The 18,369-nt window shown below is 62.1% G+C and carries 19 protein-coding genes; 6 read left to right on the top strand and 13 right to left on the bottom strand.

The annotated features are described in order from the left end of the window. Nucleotides 1-12: 12 nt before the first annotated feature. The 3 genes from ACVW0R_RS07615 (at nucleotide 13) to ACVW0R_RS07605 (ending at nucleotide 1,630) form a co-directional block, all read left to right on the top strand. Nucleotides 13-477, top strand: coding sequence for an FKBP-type peptidyl-prolyl cis-trans isomerase (locus ACVW0R_RS07615; protein ID WP_041438366.1), 465 nt, complete (start codon nucleotides 13-15; stop codon nucleotides 475-477). A 108-nt stretch (nucleotides 478-585) separates the two neighbouring features. Then, on the top strand, nucleotides 586-1,164 hold the full coding sequence (locus ACVW0R_RS07610) for a 5-formyltetrahydrofolate cyclo-ligase (protein WP_240527650.1): 579 nt from the start codon (nucleotides 586-588) through the stop codon (nucleotides 1,162-1,164). Between the two features lie 25 nt (nucleotides 1,165-1,189). Further along, nucleotides 1,190-1,630 (top strand): FxLYD domain-containing protein, encoded by a 441-nt coding sequence (locus ACVW0R_RS07605; protein ID WP_011430429.1) that lies wholly within the window; start codon nucleotides 1,190-1,192, stop codon nucleotides 1,628-1,630. On the opposite strand, the gene ACVW0R_RS07600 is transcribed toward ACVW0R_RS07605, so the two are convergent. After that, entirely contained in the window at nucleotides 1,627-2,901 is a 1,275-nt protein-coding gene (locus ACVW0R_RS07600) for an amidohydrolase family protein (protein ID WP_457501888.1), read from the bottom strand. The genes ACVW0R_RS07605 and ACVW0R_RS07600 overlap by 4 nt on opposite strands. Next, complete coding sequence (locus ACVW0R_RS07595; protein ID WP_457501887.1) at nucleotides 2,858-3,118, bottom strand: glycoside hydrolase 100 family protein; 261 nt, start codon at nucleotides 3,116-3,118, stop codon at nucleotides 2,858-2,860. The genes ACVW0R_RS07600 and ACVW0R_RS07595 overlap by 44 nt, the downstream gene beginning before the upstream one ends. A 211-nt stretch (nucleotides 3,119-3,329) precedes the next feature. Between ACVW0R_RS07595 and hflX the strand changes: the two genes are divergently transcribed. After that, nucleotides 3,330-5,072 (top strand): GTPase HflX, encoded by a 1,743-nt coding sequence (hflX, locus tag ACVW0R_RS07590; RefSeq protein WP_457501886.1) that lies wholly within the window; start codon nucleotides 3,330-3,332, stop codon nucleotides 5,070-5,072. Between the two features lie 114 nt (nucleotides 5,073-5,186). Next, complete coding sequence (locus tag ACVW0R_RS07585; RefSeq protein WP_457501885.1) at nucleotides 5,187-6,917, top strand: diflavin flavoprotein; 1,731 nt, start codon at nucleotides 5,187-5,189, stop codon at nucleotides 6,915-6,917. A gap of 80 nt (nucleotides 6,918-6,997) precedes the next feature. Here ACVW0R_RS07585 and ACVW0R_RS07580 read toward each other — a convergent pair whose 3' ends face one another. The 8 genes from ACVW0R_RS07580 to ACVW0R_RS07545 form a co-directional block, all read right to left on the bottom strand. Beyond that, on the bottom strand, nucleotides 6,998-7,372 hold the full coding sequence (locus ACVW0R_RS07580; protein WP_041438360.1) for a hypothetical protein: 375 nt from the start codon (nucleotides 7,370-7,372) through the stop codon (nucleotides 6,998-7,000). A 173-nt stretch (nucleotides 7,373-7,545) separates the two neighbouring features. Continuing rightward, nucleotides 7,546-8,196, bottom strand: coding sequence for a precorrin-8X methylmutase (locus ACVW0R_RS07575; protein WP_011430416.1), 651 nt, complete (start codon nucleotides 8,194-8,196; stop codon nucleotides 7,546-7,548). Between the two features lie 81 nt (nucleotides 8,197-8,277). Next, on the bottom strand, nucleotides 8,278-8,619 hold the full coding sequence (locus tag ACVW0R_RS07570; RefSeq protein ID WP_011430415.1) for a histidine triad nucleotide-binding protein: 342 nt from the start codon (nucleotides 8,617-8,619) through the stop codon (nucleotides 8,278-8,280). A gap of 48 nt (nucleotides 8,620-8,667) precedes the next feature. Beyond that, the gene (locus tag ACVW0R_RS07565; protein ID WP_011430414.1) at nucleotides 8,668-9,006 is read right to left on the bottom strand and encodes a hypothetical protein; all 339 of its coding nucleotides are present in this window, start codon (nucleotides 9,004-9,006) and stop codon (nucleotides 8,668-8,670) included. Between the two features lie 401 nt (nucleotides 9,007-9,407). Beyond that, nucleotides 9,408-11,516, bottom strand: a complete 2,109-nt coding sequence (locus ACVW0R_RS07560) for an NAD(P)/FAD-dependent oxidoreductase (protein ID WP_049749753.1) — start codon at nucleotides 11,514-11,516, stop codon at nucleotides 9,408-9,410. Nucleotides 11,517-11,687: 171 nt separating this feature from the next. Next, nucleotides 11,688-13,211: an AAA family ATPase gene (locus ACVW0R_RS07555; protein WP_240527872.1), complete on the bottom strand. Its 1,524-nt coding sequence runs from the start codon at nucleotides 13,209-13,211 to the stop codon at nucleotides 11,688-11,690. Between the two features lie 154 nt (nucleotides 13,212-13,365). Then, on the bottom strand, nucleotides 13,366-14,412 hold the full coding sequence (locus ACVW0R_RS07550; RefSeq protein ID WP_011430411.1) for a thiamine phosphate synthase: 1,047 nt from the start codon (nucleotides 14,410-14,412) through the stop codon (nucleotides 13,366-13,368). 68 nt (nucleotides 14,413-14,480) lie between these two features. Continuing rightward, the gene (locus ACVW0R_RS07545) at nucleotides 14,481-14,786 is read right to left on the bottom strand and encodes a hypothetical protein (protein WP_011430410.1); all 306 of its coding nucleotides are present in this window, start codon (nucleotides 14,784-14,786) and stop codon (nucleotides 14,481-14,483) included. Nucleotides 14,787-14,913: 127 nt separating this feature from the next. On the opposite strand from ACVW0R_RS07545, the gene ACVW0R_RS07540 reads away from it, so the two are divergent. Then, nucleotides 14,914-16,083 (top strand): lipid-A-disaccharide synthase-related protein, encoded by a 1,170-nt coding sequence (locus ACVW0R_RS07540; protein ID WP_011430409.1) that lies wholly within the window; start codon nucleotides 14,914-14,916, stop codon nucleotides 16,081-16,083. Here ACVW0R_RS07540 and ACVW0R_RS07535 read toward each other — a convergent pair. The 3 genes from ACVW0R_RS07535 to ACVW0R_RS07525 form a co-directional block, all read right to left on the bottom strand. After that, nucleotides 16,080-17,426 (bottom strand): cytosine deaminase, encoded by a 1,347-nt coding sequence (locus ACVW0R_RS07535; RefSeq protein ID WP_457501894.1) that lies wholly within the window; start codon nucleotides 17,424-17,426, stop codon nucleotides 16,080-16,082. The two genes, ACVW0R_RS07540 and ACVW0R_RS07535, sit on opposite strands and share 4 nt — an antisense overlap. Before the next feature lie 74 nt (nucleotides 17,427-17,500). Further along, nucleotides 17,501-17,830 (bottom strand): YggT family protein, encoded by a 330-nt coding sequence (locus tag ACVW0R_RS07530; RefSeq protein ID WP_011430407.1) that lies wholly within the window; start codon nucleotides 17,828-17,830, stop codon nucleotides 17,501-17,503. A gap of 162 nt (nucleotides 17,831-17,992) precedes the next feature. Beyond that, entirely contained in the window at nucleotides 17,993-18,367 is a 375-nt protein-coding gene (locus ACVW0R_RS07525; protein ID WP_457501884.1) for a hypothetical protein, read from the bottom strand. Nucleotides 18,368-18,369 lie beyond the last annotated feature (2 nt).

Raw genomic sequence — 18,369 nt, 5'->3', positions numbered from 1 at the left:
GGACGCCAACGGATGAAACAGATGCTGCTGCTGTTGCTGGGTTTGCTGTGGATTGGGGTGTGGGCTGGACAGCCGGCCATGGCTCTGTCGCGAGCCAAAGATCACCCAGCAGTTACTGTGCAATCTCAAGCCCAGCAATTTATCACCACCGAGTCGGGTCTGCAGTACTACGACCTTGTCGAAGGTACAGGGCCTTCACCTCAGCCGGGGCAAACGGTGGTGGTGAACTACGTGGGCAAGCTGCAGGATGGCACCGTCTTCGATAGCTCCTACAAGCGCAATCAACCTTTTACCTTCACCTACGGGGTAGGGCAGGTGATCCGTGGCTGGGAGGAAGGTCTGGCCACCATGCGGGTGGGTGGCAAGCGGTATTTGCGCATTCCGCCGGAGTTGGCCTATGGCAGCCGCGGCGCCGGCGGCGTGATCCCTCCCAACGCTACTCTCGATTTTGAAGTGGAGCTCCTGGCCATCCAGTAGGTTCTGGATATCCACCCCTAAGCTTGACTGGGGGTGGGGAAAGTCAAGGCAGGGAGATGGCATGGCGCTGCGGCAACTCCCTTCTACGCTACAAACCTGTCTCCGTCTGTGGGGCCCAATTTTCTCCCCAAAGCTCGCTTGCGCCGGCACTTCCGCCAAGTGCGGCAAGGGGTGGATCGCTCTCTGGTCGAGCAGAAGATAGTGGCTCATCTGGCCTCTCAGCCCCGGCTTTTGGCGGCCAAGACCATCCTGGCCTACGTGGCCTTCGGCTCCGAGGTGGACTTGGGATCCCTGTTCGCCCTTTTCCCTGAAAAGCGCTGGGGGATCCCTCGTTGCTTGCCGCAGCGGCAGTTGCGGTGGCACCGCTACCACCCAGCTGAGCTTGTTCCCAACCGCTGGGGGTTGCTGGAGCCCTCTCCCAGCAGCGAAGTCATCGATCCCGCCGAAGCCGAGTTAATCCTTGTGCCCGCCCTGGCCTGCGATCGCTGGGGGAGGCGCCTGGGCTATGGCGGCGGCTATTACGACCGCTTTTTGGCCTCGCTGCCGGATCCCGGCGTGCCCAAGTGGGGCATTGTCCCGCAGGCCTGCCTACTGGAGCAGCCTCTGCCTCAGGATCCCTGGGATCAGCGCTTGGACGGGATCCAGACCGAGGAGGGGTTTTACCGGGCGGGGGATCCCCTAGACTAGGGGAGATGGGCCTTGGAGAAAAAACATGAGCCAAGTTTGGAAGAAGGGGCTTCGCTCCCTCTGCTGGAGCCTGGGTTGTGCAGCTTTGGCGGCGCTCTTGCTGGGTTTTGGAGCCATCCCCCTGCAACTGAAGGATTTGCACCTCACCCCCTGCCCGGATACCCCCGAATACACCAACCTGGTTACCAGCAACGGCAACCCTATACCGGCCAGGTGCCTATTCATTGAAGGCACGGTGGTCAACCGCTCCAGAAATACTGTGCTGAATGCGGATGTCTTCGGTCGCCTTTACGATGCCAACGGCAATGAGGTTCTGCCGGAGCGCACCCGCCTGGGAGCCATCGAGGAGGTTCCCCCCGGCGAAAGCCCCTTCTCCATTCGCATCTCCGTGCCCGTGACCAGCCCGCTGCCTCTGACTATGGAGCAGTTCAAAGCCAGCGGCTTCAGCGGCACCGTGCGCCGTTAAAGCTGGCGGGTGAAGTCCACCTGGGCCGGGCGCCCCGGCAAATGGAGCTGGGCAACCACCGGCGGGGTTTGGGCGATCAGCCGTCCCCGACGGAAAACGTACAGGCAAGCCGGTTGCAGGCGAATGGCTTCGACAGCATCGGCAGCCTGGAGCACCACCAAGTCGGCATAGCAGCCGGGTTCTAGTCCGTAGCCTTCTAACCCCAGAATGCGGGCCGGGTTTTCCGTAACCGCCAAGAAACACTGCCGCATCTGCTCATAGCCTGTCAGTTGGGCAGCGTGGATCCCCATGTGGGCCACCTCCAGCATGTTGCCGCTGCCCAGGGGATACCAGGGATCCATCACACAGTCCTGGCCAAAAGCCACCGTCAGCCCGGCGGCCATCAGCTCCGGCACCCGCGTCAGCCCCCGCCGCTTGGGATAGGTATCGTGGCGGCCCTGCAGCACCAGGTTCACCAGCGGGTTGGCGATCACCCCCAGCTCTGCTTCGGCCATCAGGGGAATGAGTTTGCTCACGTAGGCGTTGTCCATTGAGTGCATCGAGGTGAGGTGGGAGGCGGCCACCCGCCCCTGCAGGCCCAGCCGCAGCGTCTCATAGGCCAAGGTCTCGACGTGGCGGGAGAGGGGGTCGTCTGTTTCGTCGCAGTGCAGATCCACCCGCAGGCCGCGCGCGGCTGCAATCTCGCACAGAGCCTGCACTGAAGCAGCTCCTTCGGCCATCGTCCGCTCAAAGTGGGGGATCCCGCCCACCACCTCCACCCCCAAATCCAGAGCCTTCTCCAAAAGCTGCACCGCCTCCGGCGAGCGGTAGTAGCCATCTTGGGGAAAGGCCACCAGTTGCAAATCCAGGTAGGGGGACACTTTTTGCTTGACCTCCAGCAAGGCCCGCACCGCCACCAGGTTGGGATCGCACACGTCCACATGGGCGCGGATGGCCAGGATCCCGCGCGCCACCGCCCAATCGCAATAGGTCAAGGCCCGCTCCATCACTGCCTCCGGCGTCAGCAGCGGCTTCAACTCCCCCCAAAGGGCGATCCCTTCCAGCAAGGTGCCCGATTGGTTGACGCGCGGGATCCCGTAGGTGAGGGTGGCATCCAGGTGAAAGTGGGCATCCACAAAGGGGGGCGACACCAAGCGGCCGCTCACATCGATCTCCTGGGGAGCAGTAGCCTGCAGATTTGCCTCCAGGGCAACGATGCGCTCCCCCTCGATGCCGATGTCGATTCCCTTACGGCCATCCGGCAAATTGGCCCGGCGCAAGATTAAATCCATCCCCCTCTTCCAAACCCGGCTTGACCATTTTCTCGCCAGCGGTAGCTACCTCAATGGCAAGCTCGATACAGGGATTCCAGCTTGGGCAGGTAAGGCAGGAGTCCAGGAAGCGGCGCACGATGTCTGACCGCCCATGCAGCAACAAAAAGGCCATCACCGGCACGTTGTTGCGGATAAACACCTCGTGATGGTTGAGGTCGGGGCTGGATCCCACCACCTTCAGTTAGCCGTCTACATAGGCACGAGCCTTCTGGGGGATTGCCGCCAACGCGCCGTTCGGCTTGTCCTGGTAGTTAACCTTTGCAGAGGATCTGGGGCCCCGTCGCCACGCCCCCATTGGCCCTGGGCCGGCGGCTCTCCCTCCCAGGCGGCTCGGACAAAGCGTGTATGGTAGATAAAAGCCTGTTTTCGGGTATTTCCTCGTCCCTATGCCCAGGGTTAGCGCCTCTCGCCAGCAGACCGACCTTGGTTTGAGCCTTGCCCAGGCCAAGGGGCTAAAACCCTATCAGCGCAAGCAACTGCAACGTCTTTACCAACTGCGACTGCCTCCCAATCGGCTGGTGACGGTGGAGTTTGCCCAAAGGCTGGGAGCCCTCACTCAAGATCTGGAAAGCCAGCCCATCAGTGTCTACCTCAATCGGCGGGGCCAAGTGATTCGCGTGGGGCTGGGATCCCCTTTTGAAACGCAGATCCCGGCTTGGGAGCTGCCGCGCCAGGGGGCGGAGCGCCTGTCTGGGATCCGCTGCATCACCACCCAGGTGGGCGAGGGCGGCCCCAGCCAAAAGGCGCTGACGGCCATGGCCCTGCAGCGGCTGGACGCCCTCATTCTCCTGTCGGTATCTCCCTCAGGAGGACGGCTGCGCCGCGGCGGAGGGGCCACGGGCTTTGTCAACTACGCTTATCTGGCCCACCTAGTGCCCCAGGGAGAGAGCCGCTGGCAGGTCTCCGAGCCTCTGCCGCTGGCGACCCTGGCAGAGCAGGATCTGCAGGAGCTGGTGGCGGAGTTGGAAGATAGTTTTCGTCGCCAATTCACTGCCCGCCAGGTGGATCCCCAGCAGGAGCGGGCCATCCTCGTGGGACTGCAGGAGCCGGGACAGAGCAGCGAAGACCTCATAGACAGGCTGGCCGAGCTGGGCCGCCTGGTGGAGAGCGCCGGCGGCCAGGTGCTGCAAACCCTTTGGCAGCGGCGGGAGAGTCCCAATTCGGCCACGGCGATCGGCTCCGGTAAGGTGCAGGAGCTGGCCCTGCTGGTGCAGGATCTGGGAGCTAACCTGGTGGTGTTCGACCGCGAGCTCACCCCCAGCCAGGTGCGCACCCTGGAACAGGCAGTAGGGGTGCGGGTGGTGGATCGCAGCGAGGTGATCCTGGATATCTTTGCCCAGCGGGCCAGAACCCGGGCCGGGAAGTTGCAAGTGGAGCTGGCACAACTGCAGTATCTGCTGCCCCGCTTAGCCGGTCGCGGTCCCACCATGTCGCGGTTGGGGGGTGGGATCGGCACCCGCGGCCCTGGGGAAACCCAACTGGAAATGGAGCGGCGGGCCATCCAGCGGCGCATCGCCAAGCTGCGGCAAGAAGTGGAAGAGCTGCGCCGCCACCGGCAACGGCTGCGCCAGCGACGGGAGGGATCCCAAATTCCCGTGGTGGCCCTGGTGGGCTACACCAACGCCGGCAAGTCCACCCTTCTCAACGCCCTCACCCAGGCCCAGGTCTATGTGGCCGATCAACTCTTTGCCACCTTGGATCCCACCACGCGGCGGCTGGAGCTGCCCGGCCAGCAGGCAGTGCTGTTGACCGACACGGTGGGATTCTTAACCGAGCTGCCTGAGCAATTGGTAGAGGCCTTCCAGGCCACGCTGGAGGAGGTGACGGAGGCGGATGCCCTGCTGCACGTGGTGGATCTCTCCCACCCCAACTGGGAAGGGCACATCGAGGCGGTGGAAAAATTGCTGGACGAGATGCCCCTGGCCACCGGCCCGCGACAACTGGTGTTTAACAAAATTGACCGCCTCGATCCCGAATGGGTCGAGGACGTGCGCCTGCTCTACCCCAAGGCCCTGTTTGTGTCCGCCGCCAACGGCCAAAACTTGGATCAACTGCGCCACACCCTGGCCCAGTTTGCCGCAGCTTTTGCTCCCAGACCCTGCGGGGGTCGGCAGTTTGGGGATCCCTGAAGCATTTCATCAGAAAATCAAAACTTGGCGGCTCCTCAACATTTAGTTACATCACGGTTACGATGAGTGCAGAGGGCAGTTAGGTAAAGTTGCCATTTGGCAGAGGGGGAAAACATGGCCGTTACGGCAGTTGCACCGCGTTCAGGCCATCTTACGCTGCAGACGCTGCTCATTGGAGCCGATACCCTTGCCATCCGCTCCCAGGACTGGGATCGGGATCGGTTTGATATCGAGTTCGCCCTGGAAAACGGCACCACCTACAACTCCTTTTTAATTCGCGGGGAGAAGGTGGCCCTCATCGACACCTCCCACGAGAAGTTTCGCCAGTTGTACCTGGATCTGCTGCGAGGCCTCCTGGATCCCGCCACCCTCGACTACCTCGTGGTCAGCCACACCGAGCCGGATCACAGCGGCCTAGTCGGGGATCTGCTGGAGCTGGCGCCCCAAATGACGGTAGTGGCCTCCAAAGTGGCCGTGCAATTTTTGGAAAACCTGGTGCATCGCCCCTTCCGGCACCTGGTGGTCAAGCAGGGGGATCGCCTGGATCTGGGCAAGGGACATGTTCTGGAGTTCATCTCTGCTCCCAACCTGCACTGGCCCGACACCATCCTCACCTACGACCACGGCACGCAGATCCTCTACACCTGCGACGTCTTTGCGATGCACTACTGCGATGACTTTGCCTGGGACGAGCATCCCCACCTGCTACAGGCCGACTTCAAGCTCTACTACGACTGCCTCATGGGGCCCAACGCCCGCTCGGTACTCTCGGCCCTGAAGCGCATGGAGTCCCTGCCCCCCATCGCCGCCATTGCTACCGGCCACGGCCCCCTGCTGCGCCACCACCTGTCTGATTGGGTGGAGCACTACCGCACTTGGAGCCTGGAGCAGGCCAAAGCCGAACGAATGGTGGCGGTGTTCTACCTATCGGGCTATGGCCAGGCGGAAGCATTGGCCCAAGCCATTGCCCGCGGCATCCAAAAAACCGGCGTTGCCGTAGAGCTGGCGGATCTGCGGCTGCTGGATGCCCACGAGGTGCGCGAGCTGATGAGCTTGGCCGCTGGTGTGGTGATAGGCATGCCGCCCCAAGCGGGGCCTGATGCGGCCTCCACCCAGGTGCTGCTGAAAACCCTCCTGGCTGCTGCCCACAGCAAACAAGGCTTTGGCCTGTTCGAGTCGGGGGGAGCAGATGACGAGTCGGTCTACCTCTGCCGCAACACGCTGCAGGAGATGGGCGCCAAAGAAGTGTTCCCTCCTATTCTCCTCAAGCAACCCCTAGACGAAACCCTGCTGCAATTGGCGGAGGAAGCCGGCACCGACCTGGGGCAGTGGCTAACGCGGGATCGCACCATTCAGCAGATGAAAGCCCTGGATGCCGACTTGGATCGCGCCCTAGGCCGCATCAGCAATGGCCTTTACATCCTCACCGCCCGCAAAGGGCAGGCCACCAGCGCCATGCTCGCCTCCTGGGTGGCCCAGGCCAGCAGCGATCCGCCGGGGATCAGCGTTGCCGTGGCCAAAGACCGGGCCATCGAGTCCTTCCTGCAGGTGGGCGATACCTTTGTCCTCAACGTGTTGCAGGAAGGCCATCACCAGTCCCTAATGCGCCACTTCCTGAAGCGCTTCCCGCCGGGAGCCGACCGCTTTGCCGGCATCAAGACCTACCCCGCCGCCAACGGATCCCCCATCTTGGCTGATGCCTTGGCCTACCTGGAGTGCCGCGTGGCCAGCCGCCTAGAAACCAGCGACCACTGGGTGGTCTACAGCACCCTAGAAGCCGGGCGGGTCTCCAACCTGGAGGGCCTCACCGCCGTCCACCACCGCAAGGTGGGGAATCATTACTGATCCCTCACCCCCAGGGAGAGGAGAGGTTCAGCAGGGCTTGAAATAGCCGTCCTGCTAACGCGAAAACCTCCCCGCCTATTTCAATAGGACAGTTGGTAGACCAGCCCGTTGACATGGAGGAAAAAAGGGCTACCCTCTCCCAGAGGGATCCCGGCTGGCCGCAGTGGAAAAGGCAGCCCCTCTGGGCTCTGTTCCGCTTTCTGAGCGAGGCGGTAGAAGACCTCCCCAAACCCAGAAGAGGGAATCTCCGCGGCAGCATGCTGCTGTTGCCAGCGCTGGTAGGGGCTGAGTCGAGCTTCCCTCTGGTCGATGTTCGACGGCACAGGGAGAGAGGGCGATATAGCCGGCTGTCCGGCGGGCAAAAGAGCCGCTACCTCCGCTTGGGCCCATCCTCCCCTGGCCAAGGCCATAGCCAAAAGCCAGCCGCTTCCCCAAACCCAAATGAACTGCTGCATGACCGGATCCCTCGCTCTACCTCGACTAGCCGCTTCTCGGGCTTTTTTGTCCGGCACTGAGAAGATAGCTCCCATCTTCTCGAAGCCAGACCGAGGGAAGCATGACGGAGATCCTGCCAAGCCTGTGATCTGGATCAGAACCATTTAGATCATCAGATCAACGGAGCTCCCCTCTATCCGCTAACTGATTTGCCAGTAGGGCTTGGGCTGCTGGCTCCCACATAGGCCTGCCAAGCCAAATCCAGCAGGCCATCCAAGACCGCCGCCGCCACTGCAGGGCCGCCCTTCCGTCCCTCAGTGCGGATGTGGGGCACCATGGAATCGGCCAGCTCCTGCTTGGCTTTCACCACATCCACAAACCCAGCCGGCGTCGCGATGACCAGGGCAGGGGATACCTCTTTCTCGGCGATCAACTGCACCAGGGTGGAAAGAGCCGTCTGGGATTGGCCAATGACAAAGATTGCCTCAGGGTAGCGCTGAGCTAGGGTTTGCAGGCCCCAGGCAGAGCGGGTCTTGTCCCTCTGGGGGCGGGTGACAGCTTCGCTGCCGCAGTAGATGGGGTTGGAGAAGGTGTTCTGCACGGCCCGCGCGATGCCTACCTGCACCATCGGCTCGTCCACCACAATGGTGGTGCGCGCCGCCAAAGCCGCCGCCCCAGCCTGCAGGGCTTCGTTGCCAAAACGGATGAGGTGGAGATACTCGAAATCTGCAGTAGCGTAAATAACTCGACGAACCACCTCATACTCGGCTGGGGAAAGCTCGTGCTTGCCCACCTCCTGGTCGATGATCATCAGGCTTTCCGCATCGGTAACATGCCACTCCATCGCCTCTAAACCTCGCCTGCCAGCCACCCTCAATGGCAGCATTCTAGCTGTAGAGGCCCCACTTGGCGGCAAAACCCGAAGCTAGCCCGGCGGCCAGCCCATCGCCCGACCGCCCAGAACGTGGATGTGCAGGTGAAAGACGGTTTGACCCCCGTCTTCTCCTTGGTTGATGACCAAGCGATAACCTCTGCTTAGGCCAGCTTCAACAGCCACCCGCTGAGCCGTCAGCAGCAGGTGCCCTAGCAACGCTTCGTGTTCGGGCTTGGCCTGGGCAATGCCGGGGATAGGCTCCTTGGGCACCACCAAGATGTGGACAGGAGCCTGGGGAGCAATGTCTTTGAAGGCGATGGCTCGCTCGTCTTCGTAGACAATCTGGGCCGGGATCTCCCTGCGGATGATCTTGCTGAAAACGGTGTCGCTCATGGGTAGTTACGAAACAATTCTGCCCTTAGCCTACCCGGTTTAGGGATCTCATTGGTTGAGCAGCCACTCAAACTCCTGCTGTAGGGATTGAATGGGCCCCACCCGCGAGATCAGCAGGACATCTTCTCCGGCATCCTGAAAGCGAGACCGCCACAAACTGACCAAGTCGGGATTGTTGCACCAGAAGCGAATAACCGCTTCGATTAGCTGATCCAAATCCCAGCCCCGCCGCGCCGGCACCTCCTCCAAGGATCCCAGCAGCGCATCCAGGGTGCAAGGGCGGGTGCCCAGGTACTCTACCCGACAAGGCCGCTTTGCCAGCTCCTGCTGCTGCCAGAAAAAATCGAGGGCAGGGGCAATGCCGATGATTTCAAAAGTATAAACCATTGGATCTGGTCCTAGTTTTCTTGCCAAAATAGAGACCTTGCAAAAAGAGGTTCAGAAACTCCTCGACCGATTCAAGTTGGGATCCCTTCCCAACCCTCTTCGGCCTGAACCTGAAGGTTAGTGGATGGTAGGCACTGATTATACTCAACTTGAGCCAATTGCCAAGGTAAAGAGCAGGTGGACACAGCTCTTTTGCCGCTGGCCACTACCTGGGAATCGGCTGCTGCGGCAAACAATCTTGTGCAGATAAGGCCGAAAACTGCTAGCAAACCAAAGCAAGGACTGCCAGCACTCCTCGAGATTTTTTGTGAGTTGACTCTGCCGACAAAACAGTTGACGCCCGCCTTTCCTGGAGGCGCCAGAGAGACGGTGGAAACAACGGCTTGGTGAAAGTCTCCGGCCTAGGCCCTTTCTTCTATCCAGGTCGGTATTGGGTTTTGCAGGTTTTGCGCGGCAGGAGAGCTGGGAGCGGGGAGATGAAACTCCAGGCGCGGCTGGCCTACCCCGTAGGTGAGGGTGTAGCTCCAGCTCAGGCAGCGCAACCACAGGCGGGGGTAGCGGGACTCCAGCCAGGGCTGCAGGCGCCGCACCAGCTTGGGAAACCAACTTCCCAGGAGGGCCGAGAGCAAAGCCAGTCCGGTGTAGCTGAAGTAGGTAGGTAGCCACTGGGCAAAGCCTTCCGCTCCTACTGCCTCCCAGATCCACAGCAGCAGCCGCGGGTTCTGCAGAGCCGCTTTGATAGCCATGCGGTTAAAGGCCAGCCAGCCAGCCCGGTCTTTGATAAAGTCGTCCACCACCTCAGGCGGCTCGGTGGCGAGAATACCGAAAAAGCTGTTGAGGATGGCGTTGATGCGCTCGGGCGGCAACACCTTGCCGGTGGGCACCATCATCCCCCGCGAAAACAGCCAAGTGACGGCGGAGTTGCCCTGGTAGGCGCGGATCTGGGCTAGGTCGGCGGCTTTGAGGAGATTATGGCGCAAGGCTGTGTCCAGCAAATCGCACAGGCGAGGGCAGTTGCGCACCAGGGATCCAAACCCCGTAAAGCTCAGGGGCGATTGCAGAGCTGCCGCATCCCCAATTAAAAGGAGGCGGTCGAAGGGCTCTTGGGGAGCTGGCTGCTGGCCAAAGCGTCCGGGGATGTAGCCAAAGGTGGCTTTTTTCCACTGCAGGCGCTCCGGGTCGCAGCGGCGGTATTCCGGCAGGATGGTGAAAAAGTCTTCGTACAGCTCCAAGAGGGAGCCCGGGTTTTCCGGATGCACCTGGTGGTAGTGGAACAGGTAGAAGGTGAGATCCTCCCCCGGCCCAGGGAACAGTTCCCAGATGAGCTGCCGACCGCGGCTGATGTCGCCGTGGCTGGCCAGGATGTCGCCAAATTGGGGATCCCAAACTCCTGGCTCAAACCCCCCTGCAATGGTGGCCCCTACCGTGGGGCAAACGCTGTCGAAGGCGCGGCGGCCGTAGAGCTGCTGGGCAATGGGGGAGGCCGTCCCCATGGCATCCACCAACAGGCGGGATCCCAGAGAGAACTCTTCTTGAGTGGTTAGGTCCTTAACCACCACCGTGACGCCTTGCTCCTCGATGTAGGCCCGCTGAAACTCGCTGCGCTCGTAGATGGCACCACCCCTGGATCTCAAGATTTGACCACAGAGCTGCAGGAGCTTTTCGGCATCAATGGCCAGGTTGAGCACCGTCGGCGTGTGCAGGACGGGGGCGCGCACGGGGCTGTTGCCATCAAAAAACTTGTTAAAACCATCCGTGTATTCCCTGAGGATGAGGCTCTCCATCTCCTCAGGGCTGAGGAGGCCAAACTCCACCAGCGTCTGCAGCTCCCGCCGCGAGATGTTCCACTCCCGGTTCATGCGGCCAAAGGGCAGCCGTTCCACCAGGGCCACGCGGTAACCTAAGCGGGCCATGGCCGCGCCGTAGATAGCCCCCAACGCCCCGCCCACGATCACCAAGTCCCACTCTTGGGGGGCGGGCTCTGGGGCAGGCTGGCGAAATAGCACGGGGGGCCGGCAAGCGTGAGGGGATTGGACTTCTTCCCGCCAGCGTTTCTCCCACCAGTAAACCCGCTGCAGGTCAAACTCCCCGTTGGGGATGCGGCGGAAATACTTCACCGTCTGCGGGTAAAAGGGCTCCAGTTGCTCAAAGATGGATCCCTGGCTGAGATCGACATCTGGCAACTGCGGGTAGCGGTGGGGAAATTGGCTTTGGATAGCCCTTTCCACTTCCTTTAGCCAGCGGCCCTGCTGGGGGAAAGGCCGCTCTGACCACTGAAAAATCTTGAGATAGGTGGTGTTCAGCCCCGACCAGAGGAAAACGGCCAGCTGCGCTCCGGATCCCTCTAGGCGTAGCCCAGTGGGGGTGAGTACCTTTTGGCTGCTCGCAGGCAGAGGCAGGTGCTCCTGCAGCCAGCTCAGCACTTGAGCGGTATCTGGGCAAGGGATCTCGCGGTAGTACAGGAGCTTGAGCACAGCGCCAAGACACAAAAAAAGCCGATCTTTACCCATTGTGACACGAGGGGATGCCGGAGGTGGGGTTATCTCGACCATCCATTCCCAGAGACGAAGGGGAAGAGGCGAACTAATGCCTCAGTGACGGGATCCGACTCCAAGGCCCAAACCCGAGCCTAGGGGGCTTCCCACTCGCTCCCCTCAAGCAGGAAAAATCGGGGATCCCCTCTAGGAAGCTGCAAAACACTGCTTCATCTCCTGCAGCACCTGAGCATCCTGGGAGGCGGTTCTAGCGCCTGCCTGGGCGGCCCAGCACTTAAGGCTTTCGATCTGGTCGCGGGCAATGGAGGCCAGGGGCACAGTTTCGCGGATGGCCTGCAGGATGTCTTCCTGGGTAAAGTCTCGCCGAGCGCCGCTGCCGCTGCCTCCAAAGGCGTTGTACATAGCGTCCACGATAGCCTGCTCGATCTCGGCGCCACTGAAGTTTTGGGCGGCTGCTGCCAGCTCATCTAGGTCAAACTCCCGCAGCCGGCTGGGGCGCAGCCGCTGGAGGTGCACTCGGAAGATCTCCTTGCGCTCGGCCTGGGTGGGCAGGTTGAGAAAGAAAATCTCGTCAAAGCGGCCCTTGCGCAGCAGCTCCGGCGGCAAGAGGGGCACGTTGTTGGCGGTGGCCACGATGAAAACGGGGCTGGTCTTCTCCTGCATCCAGGTAATCAGGCTGCCGAACACCCGACGGCTGGTGCCCGAGTCCCCGTCGGCGCTGCTGGTGATGTTGCCAAAAGCTTTGTCGATTTCGTCAATCCAGAGCACACAGGGGGCCATGGCCTCCGCCAGTTGGATCATCTGGCGCACGCGGCTTTCCGATTCGCCAACAATGCCGGCAAACAGCCGCCCAACGTCCAGCCGCAACAGCGGCAGCCGCCACTCGTTGGCGATGGTTTTGGCGGAGAGGGACTTGCCGGTACCCTGGATCCCCACCAGCAGCACGCCCTTGGGGTTGGGCAGGCCGTAGCGCCGCGCCTCTTCGGTAAAGGCTTCCTGGCGCACCCGCACCCAAGCTTTGAGGTTGTCCAGCCCGCCCACGCTTTTCAGGGTCTCGCGGGCGGTGAAAAACTCCAGGATGCCGGTCTGGCGGATGGCCTGCTTTTTCTCCTCCAACACCAGGTCGATGTCGGCCTCGTTCACCTCCTGCTTGGCGGCCAGGGCGCGAGCCAAGACGCGGCGGATGCGCTCCCGGCTCAGCCCCTGACAGGCTTTGACCAGTTGCTCGCGGGCCAGGGGGGTGAGCTTGAGTTTTTCCGGGGCCACATAGAGCTGGATGAGGCGGCTGATCTCTTCGCTGTTGGGCAGGGGAATGTCGACGACGGTGATCTCCTCGGCCAGGTCGCTGGGCACTTCTAGAATGTGGCTGAGCAGGATCAGCGTCTTGCGGGTGCGCTTGAGCTCGCGGCTGAGGTTTTTCAGCTCCCGCAGGATAGGGGCGTTTTTGTCGCTGCTGGCGTTGCGCAGCACAAAGTGCAGATCCCGCAACACAAACAGGGTGTCTTCCTGAGGAGCCGAGCGCCACACCCGCCCCAGGGCGGCCATGATGGAGCCGCGATCTTCGCCGCTATCTTGCCAGCCCCGCACCACGTCCCAAAACAGCAGCCGCCGCGGCGGATCGGTTCTCTTGGCTACTTGCACGAGCACAGCATCCGCTGGCTCCTCTTCTGGAGAAACCAAGTAGATCAGGGGGTAGCGAGCCCGGATCATCAGATCCAGCTCCCGCACCAGTTCCCCTTGCACTTCGGTGGCGATCCCGCTCAGGATGGGATCCCCGCCGCTTTGCCGAGTGGGGTCAGTGAGATCTTTTACGGCTTCTGCCATCGGGAGTTAGGAGGGTTTTGAGAAGATTCTGTGTCTAACTTCAGGATAGAGCAGGGATCCGTTGCAGTTCGGCCAGCATGGCACGGGCGGTCTGGGTGGGATCCGCCGCCTCCATGAGAGCCCGCACCACGGCTACGCGGCTGGCGCCTGCCTGGCGCACCTCGGCCAGGTTGTGGAGGTCGATGCCGCCGATGGCAAACCAGGGCAAGTGGGCCTTCTCAGCGGCCAGGCGCACGTACTCCAGGCCGGCGGGGGGTTTTTCCGCTTTGGTGGGGGTGGCATAGACGGGGCCGACACCGATATAGTCCACGCCGCTATTGAGGGCTTGGGCCAGCTCTTCGGCATTGGTGGTCGACAGGCCAATCAGGCGCTGGGATCCCAGCAGGTGCCGCGCCTGGGCAACCGGCAGATCCGTCTGGCCCAGGTGCACCCCATCCGCTTGGCTGACCAAGGCCAAGTCCACCCGGTCGTTGACGATCATCAACGCCTGGTAGCGGTCGCACACTTGCCGCAACTGTTTGAGATCCCAGAGCATCTCCCTATCGGTGAGGTTCTTGCGGCGGTACTGCACCAGCGTCACCCCTCCCCGCAGCGCCTTTTCCACCACCTCCAGCCAGTGGGGCACCGGGCTGGTGACCAGGTAGAGATGGGCCGCCAACAGCCGTTGGCGCAGGGATCCCCCCAGCAGCTCGCTTTCTAGAACATAGAGCCGATAACGCATGTCTTTGGCCAGCTTGGCCAGGCCGGGTGCTACCCAATGACTGGACTCGGCCAACTTGCCGTATTCTTCCAAGACCCGCAGCGCTTCTTGCACACGGCTGCAATTGGCCTGCAGCAGGTGGCCGAGATCCCGCCGTTGCTCCTCTTGCGGATGGGAGATCTGGGTGCCCGGATCGGCAGGGGTGTCGCGGGCCAACCGCAGCGGGTCGCTGTGCCAGCGGGCCAGGGCTTGGCGCATGGCCTTGCATTCGCTGGCCAGCTCGCCGTTTTCTAGGCCAAAGCGAAACCACTCCTCTAGCACCCGTAATCCCTCACGAGCTCGGTCGAGGTTGGCATCCAGGATACGGGCGACGGCCTGCGGTTTCATGTCCCCTGCGCGTGGGAGTTTTAATCTTTTTTTTACTGTAAGTTGAAACGGTTTCTCTGGCACCTGTCCTAGCCTTTGTCCGAAAAGGAGGCAGGCTGTTGCCAAAGGGCGTTGAGGAAAGCTTGCTGTGGCGTGTGTCCCCAGGCAAACTCACGGGGGCCGATCCCTTCCGGCAGGTAGGCCCAAGCATAGCACTCGCAGGCAGGAAAGTAGCGGATCTCCCACCAGGGCTGGCCGGCGGCCACATCCTTCACCGCCCGCCAAAAATACCCCCGCTGACGGGTAAGACGGGTCTCGACGAAGTAAGGGCCTTCCAGGCGCAAAGCTTCCACCGCTGCAATAAACTCGGCTCGTTGTCGCTCATTTCGGATCATTACCCTGGCTTCCCCTCGCAGGTTGGCTCTATTTTAAGAAGAGATTTTTGGTAAGCTACAGGGTTCTGCTCGTTTAGCTCGAATGGAGGCGGCAACACCCCAGAGTTGAACTCCCATCCTCTACCCAATGAATCCACAGAATTTGTCGCGGGTGCTGTGCCTGAGCAATGGCCACGGGGAAGATGAGGTGGGCAGTCGCATCGCCCTGGCCCTGACCGGCCTGGGGATCTCGGTGCAAGCCCTGCCGATTGTGGGGGAAGGCACCGCCTATTGCCGCCGCGGCATCCCGCTGCTGCCCCTGACCCAGGTGATGCCTTCAGGGGGATTTATCTATCAAGATTGGCGGCAGTTGTGGCGGGATCTGCGCGCTGGCTTGCTGGGCCTGACGGGGCGGCAACTGGCTTTGGTTCGCCGGGCGGCGGCTCAGGTCGAGCTGGTGCTGGCGGTGGGGGACATTGTGCCTTTGTTAATGGCCTGGTGGAGCGGCAGCCCCTACGTCTTCGTGGGCACAGCCAAGTCGGACTATTATTGGCGGGACGAACAAGGGCCCTACCGACGCGCTTGGCTGGGACAGCCGGTTTCCGATTACCTGCCCTGGGAGCGCTGGCTCATGGCCCGCAGGCGCTGTCGCGGCTCCTTCTTGCGAGATGAGCTGACGGCCACCGCTCTGCAAAAACGGGGCCTCCGGGCTTTCTACCTGGGCAACCCGATGATGGATGACCTGGAGCCGCGGGGAGAATTGCCTTTGGATCCCGACCGGCCCGCGGTGCTGCTGCTGCCGGGATCCCGCCCGCCGGAAGCCTACCGCAACTGGGCCTTGATGATGCAGGTGGTAGAGCAACTGCCGCCGGAAATCCAAGTTTACGCCGCCCTCAGCCCTAACCTGGAGCGGAACCCCCTTCAAGAGCGGATCCCTGCTCGACGCCGCGACCTGCTCCTGGTGTGGGGAGATTTTGGCACCTGTGCTCACCGGGCAACAGCGGTGCTGGCCATGGCGGGGACGGCCACGGAACAATGCGTGGGCCTAGGGAAGCCGGTGGTCACCCTGCCGGGGGAGGGGCCGCAATTTACCCCCCGCTTTGCCGAAGCTCAAACCCGTCTCCTGGGATCCGCAGTCCACCTCACTTCACCCCAGCAGGCCCCTGCCGTGCTCTGCCGGATTCTGAGCCGCCTGGCCAGCGATCCCGCTTACGCCGACCAACTGCGAGCCCACGGGCAGCGGCGTATGGGATCCCCTGGCGCTGCTCAGCGCATTGCCGCCCAGATTAAAGCCTGGCTCCCCAACCCCGCTGGCTAAGTCCGCCCCACCCTCTCCATCAAGTCGTCCAGCTCTGCGTAGTCCGGCAGCGCCGTGTCGATGGGCTGACCTTGGCGCAGCACCACCCGGTCGTGCTGGGGTCGGGAAAGCAGCTCGTCAAACCCCCGCCCCTTGAACAGCACCAAGTCTGCCGGCAGGCCCACCCCAATCGCCCCGGCCTCTACCAAGCCCATCATGCGGGCCGGGGTGGCAGTGATGGCCTGCGGCCAATCCCCATAGGGGGTGTCCAGGTGCAGGATGCGGGTGGACTCCCGAAACACTTCTAGGCCATCGTGATCTCCAAAGCCGTAGAAGGGATCCCGGCAGTTGTCGCTGGCGATCATCACCGGCACGCCCAAGGCTTTGAGCTCGTGCAGCAGCGTCACCCCCCGCCAGCGGGGCGTGTTGCCGGGGCGGCGGTCTTGCAAATAGAGATTGCACAGGGGCAGGCTGACCACGGCGATCCCCGCCTCCTTCACCAGGGCCATGGTCTGGTGGGCCACCTGCGGCGGCTGCACCGCCAAACTGCAGCAGTGGCCGCACACCACCTGGCCTGCAAACCCATGGCGCAGGGCTGCCGCTGCCACATGCCGCAACGTCAGGGATTCAGGGTCGTCTGTCTCATCGGTATGAAAATCCAGATCCAGCCCCCGCTCCTGGGCCAGGGCAAACACCCGCTCCAACTGCTTATCCAGCTCCGGCCCCATCGCCGCCACTCCGCCCAGGATCCCGCCCAGCTCCGCCACCTTGTCCGCCAGCTTCTCCCCTGCCGGTGTGAGAAAAACATCCAAGTAGGTCAGCGTCACCGCCTGCAGCTCTAGCCTGCCCGCCCACTCTCGGCGCAACTGGGCAAAGACTTCCCAGCTCACCTCGGCTTGAGGGCCCTCGCAAACCAGGTGGGTGCGCACCGCCTGGGATCCATGGGCGTAGCTGCAGCGCAGGCCAAAGTTGCAGCGGCGGTAGACATCCTGCCAAAGTTTTTCTCGCCTGCCGGCGTAGGCCCGCTCCATCTTGGCCCAGTCTTCCTGCTCGGCCCGGGTGGCCCCGGCAAAGGTGCCGTCGGGGTTGGGGCTGCGCGGCCACACATGTCCCTTGTCCAGGTGGGTATGGATGTCCACAAAACACGGCCACACTTGGCCCCGCCTTAGATCCACGCTGGGGATCCCCTGGGGCGGGATCCCTGTTGCCGCCTGGATTTGGCGGATCTGCCCCCCTTCGATTTCCAGATCCAGCAACACCAGGTTATCGCGGTTGGGAACAGCTCCTGGCACCGCCTCCTTCAGTACCGACAGGGGAACCTGAGCATTCAGCAGCCAGTAGTGGGCAACGCCGGGGATCTGCATGGCGGGCAACGAAAAAGTGACTCCCAATCTTAAGGGGATCCGAGCCCCTCAGGAGGAATCCAGTGCTACAGCGGCTAGGCAAACTGGCCCACCACCTGCATGGCAAAGCTCAGCAAAATAAAGGCCAACCAGGGGGAGAAGTCCAGGCCGCCGATGGGGGGGATGAGGCCGCGGAAGAGGTTGAGATAGGGATCCGTGAGCTGGCTGAGCACCGACAGAATGGGGTTAGACCAGTTCAGTTGCGGGAACCAGCTCAGCAAAATCCGCACAATCAACAGCGCGTTGTAAATGACGATGAACTGGTAAAGGGAGCGAAACAGCAAAGACGCGGCACTGCCGTAGACCAGCCCCAGAGAGAGGCCGTCTGTCCAAGGGAGAGGGAGCAACAAAGGGCTGAGCATCATGGTTAGAAACAGCGAGGGAACAACTCTTCAACAACTTAAGCGCTGTCGGCAGAGGCAGACCTGATCCAGGAGAGCAACTCAGCCGAGAGGCGAGAACGCTGGCACTCCCCAGAGGAGAAAGCCAGTGCCGCCTCTAGTTTGGCATGGACAGGGGTCCCCTGCTTAAGGCTTTTCCTCGACAGCGCTAGAAGATATCTCCTTGACGAGCAGTTGTGCGCGGGTGGCCTGGATCGCCTCGTTCAACTCGGCAATCTTGGCTTCGAGGGTGCGGCGGGCCTGGGCAATCCGCTCTGTTTCCTGTTCCCACTCCCTCCAGTCGCCGGAGCTGGGCACAGCCGGCTCACCCGAGGCTCGGAGGCGCGGTCGTTCAGGAGGGACAGAGGTGCCGTTGAGACGGTCGGGATCCCGGCGCTGGCCTTCGGCGGATCCCTTTCTGAGTCGAGGGGCAAGCACAAACCCAATGACCCCGCCGATGATCCCTCCCAACAGGGCGCCAGTCACTACACCCGCAATGAAGTCACCTTTCTGATCTGCCACGC

It is taken from the genome of Thermostichus sp. MS-CIW-15, from assembly GCF_054060575.1.
Note: the sequence above shows the minus strand (reverse complement) of the source record. Positions and strands in the feature narration are given on the sequence as shown.

What these genes read in the sequence shown, in the direction of transcription:
- ACVW0R_RS07570 (WP_011430415.1), bottom strand. Translation starts at nt 8,619, where the DNA reads ATGAGCGACACCGTTTTCAGCAAGATCATCCGCAGGGAGATCCCGGCC.
- ACVW0R_RS07600 (WP_457501888.1), bottom strand. Translation starts at nt 2,901, where the DNA reads ATGGATTTAATCTTGCGCCGGGCCAATTTGCCGGATGGCCGTAAGGGA.
- ACVW0R_RS07545 (WP_011430410.1), bottom strand. Translation starts at nt 14,786, where the DNA reads ATGATCCGAAATGAGCGACAACGAGCCGAGTTTATTGCAGCGGTGGAA.
- ACVW0R_RS07535 (WP_457501894.1), bottom strand. Translation starts at nt 17,426, where the DNA reads ATGCAGATCCCCGGCGTTGCCCACTACTGGCTGCTGAATGCTCAGGTT.
- ACVW0R_RS07605 (WP_011430429.1), top strand. Translation starts at nt 1,190, where the DNA reads ATGAGCCAAGTTTGGAAGAAGGGGCTTCGCTCCCTCTGCTGGAGCCTG.
- ACVW0R_RS07550 (WP_011430411.1), bottom strand. Translation starts at nt 14,412, where the DNA reads ATGAAACCGCAGGCCGTCGCCCGTATCCTGGATGCCAACCTCGACCGA.
- ACVW0R_RS07555 (WP_240527872.1), bottom strand. Translation starts at nt 13,211, where the DNA reads ATGATCCGGGCTCGCTACCCCCTGATCTACTTGGTTTCTCCAGAAGAG.
- hflX (WP_457501886.1), top strand. Translation starts at nt 3,330, where the DNA reads ATGCCCAGGGTTAGCGCCTCTCGCCAGCAGACCGACCTTGGTTTGAGC.
- ACVW0R_RS07540 (WP_011430409.1), top strand. Translation starts at nt 14,914, where the DNA reads ATGAATCCACAGAATTTGTCGCGGGTGCTGTGCCTGAGCAATGGCCAC.
- ACVW0R_RS07615 (WP_041438366.1), top strand. Translation starts at nt 13, where the DNA reads ATGAAACAGATGCTGCTGCTGTTGCTGGGTTTGCTGTGGATTGGGGTG.
- ACVW0R_RS07580 (WP_041438360.1), bottom strand. Translation starts at nt 7,372, where the DNA reads ATGCAGCAGTTCATTTGGGTTTGGGGAAGCGGCTGGCTTTTGGCTATG.
- ACVW0R_RS07560 (WP_049749753.1), bottom strand. Translation starts at nt 11,516, where the DNA reads ATGGGTAAAGATCGGCTTTTTTTGTGTCTTGGCGCTGTGCTCAAGCTC.
- ACVW0R_RS07585 (WP_457501885.1), top strand. Translation starts at nt 5,187, where the DNA reads ATGGCCGTTACGGCAGTTGCACCGCGTTCAGGCCATCTTACGCTGCAG.
- ACVW0R_RS07530 (WP_011430407.1), bottom strand. Translation starts at nt 17,830, where the DNA reads ATGATGCTCAGCCCTTTGTTGCTCCCTCTCCCTTGGACAGACGGCCTC.
- ACVW0R_RS07575 (WP_011430416.1), bottom strand. Translation starts at nt 8,196, where the DNA reads ATGGAGTGGCATGTTACCGATGCGGAAAGCCTGATGATCATCGACCAG.
- ACVW0R_RS07565 (WP_011430414.1), bottom strand. Translation starts at nt 9,006, where the DNA reads ATGGTTTATACTTTTGAAATCATCGGCATTGCCCCTGCCCTCGATTTT.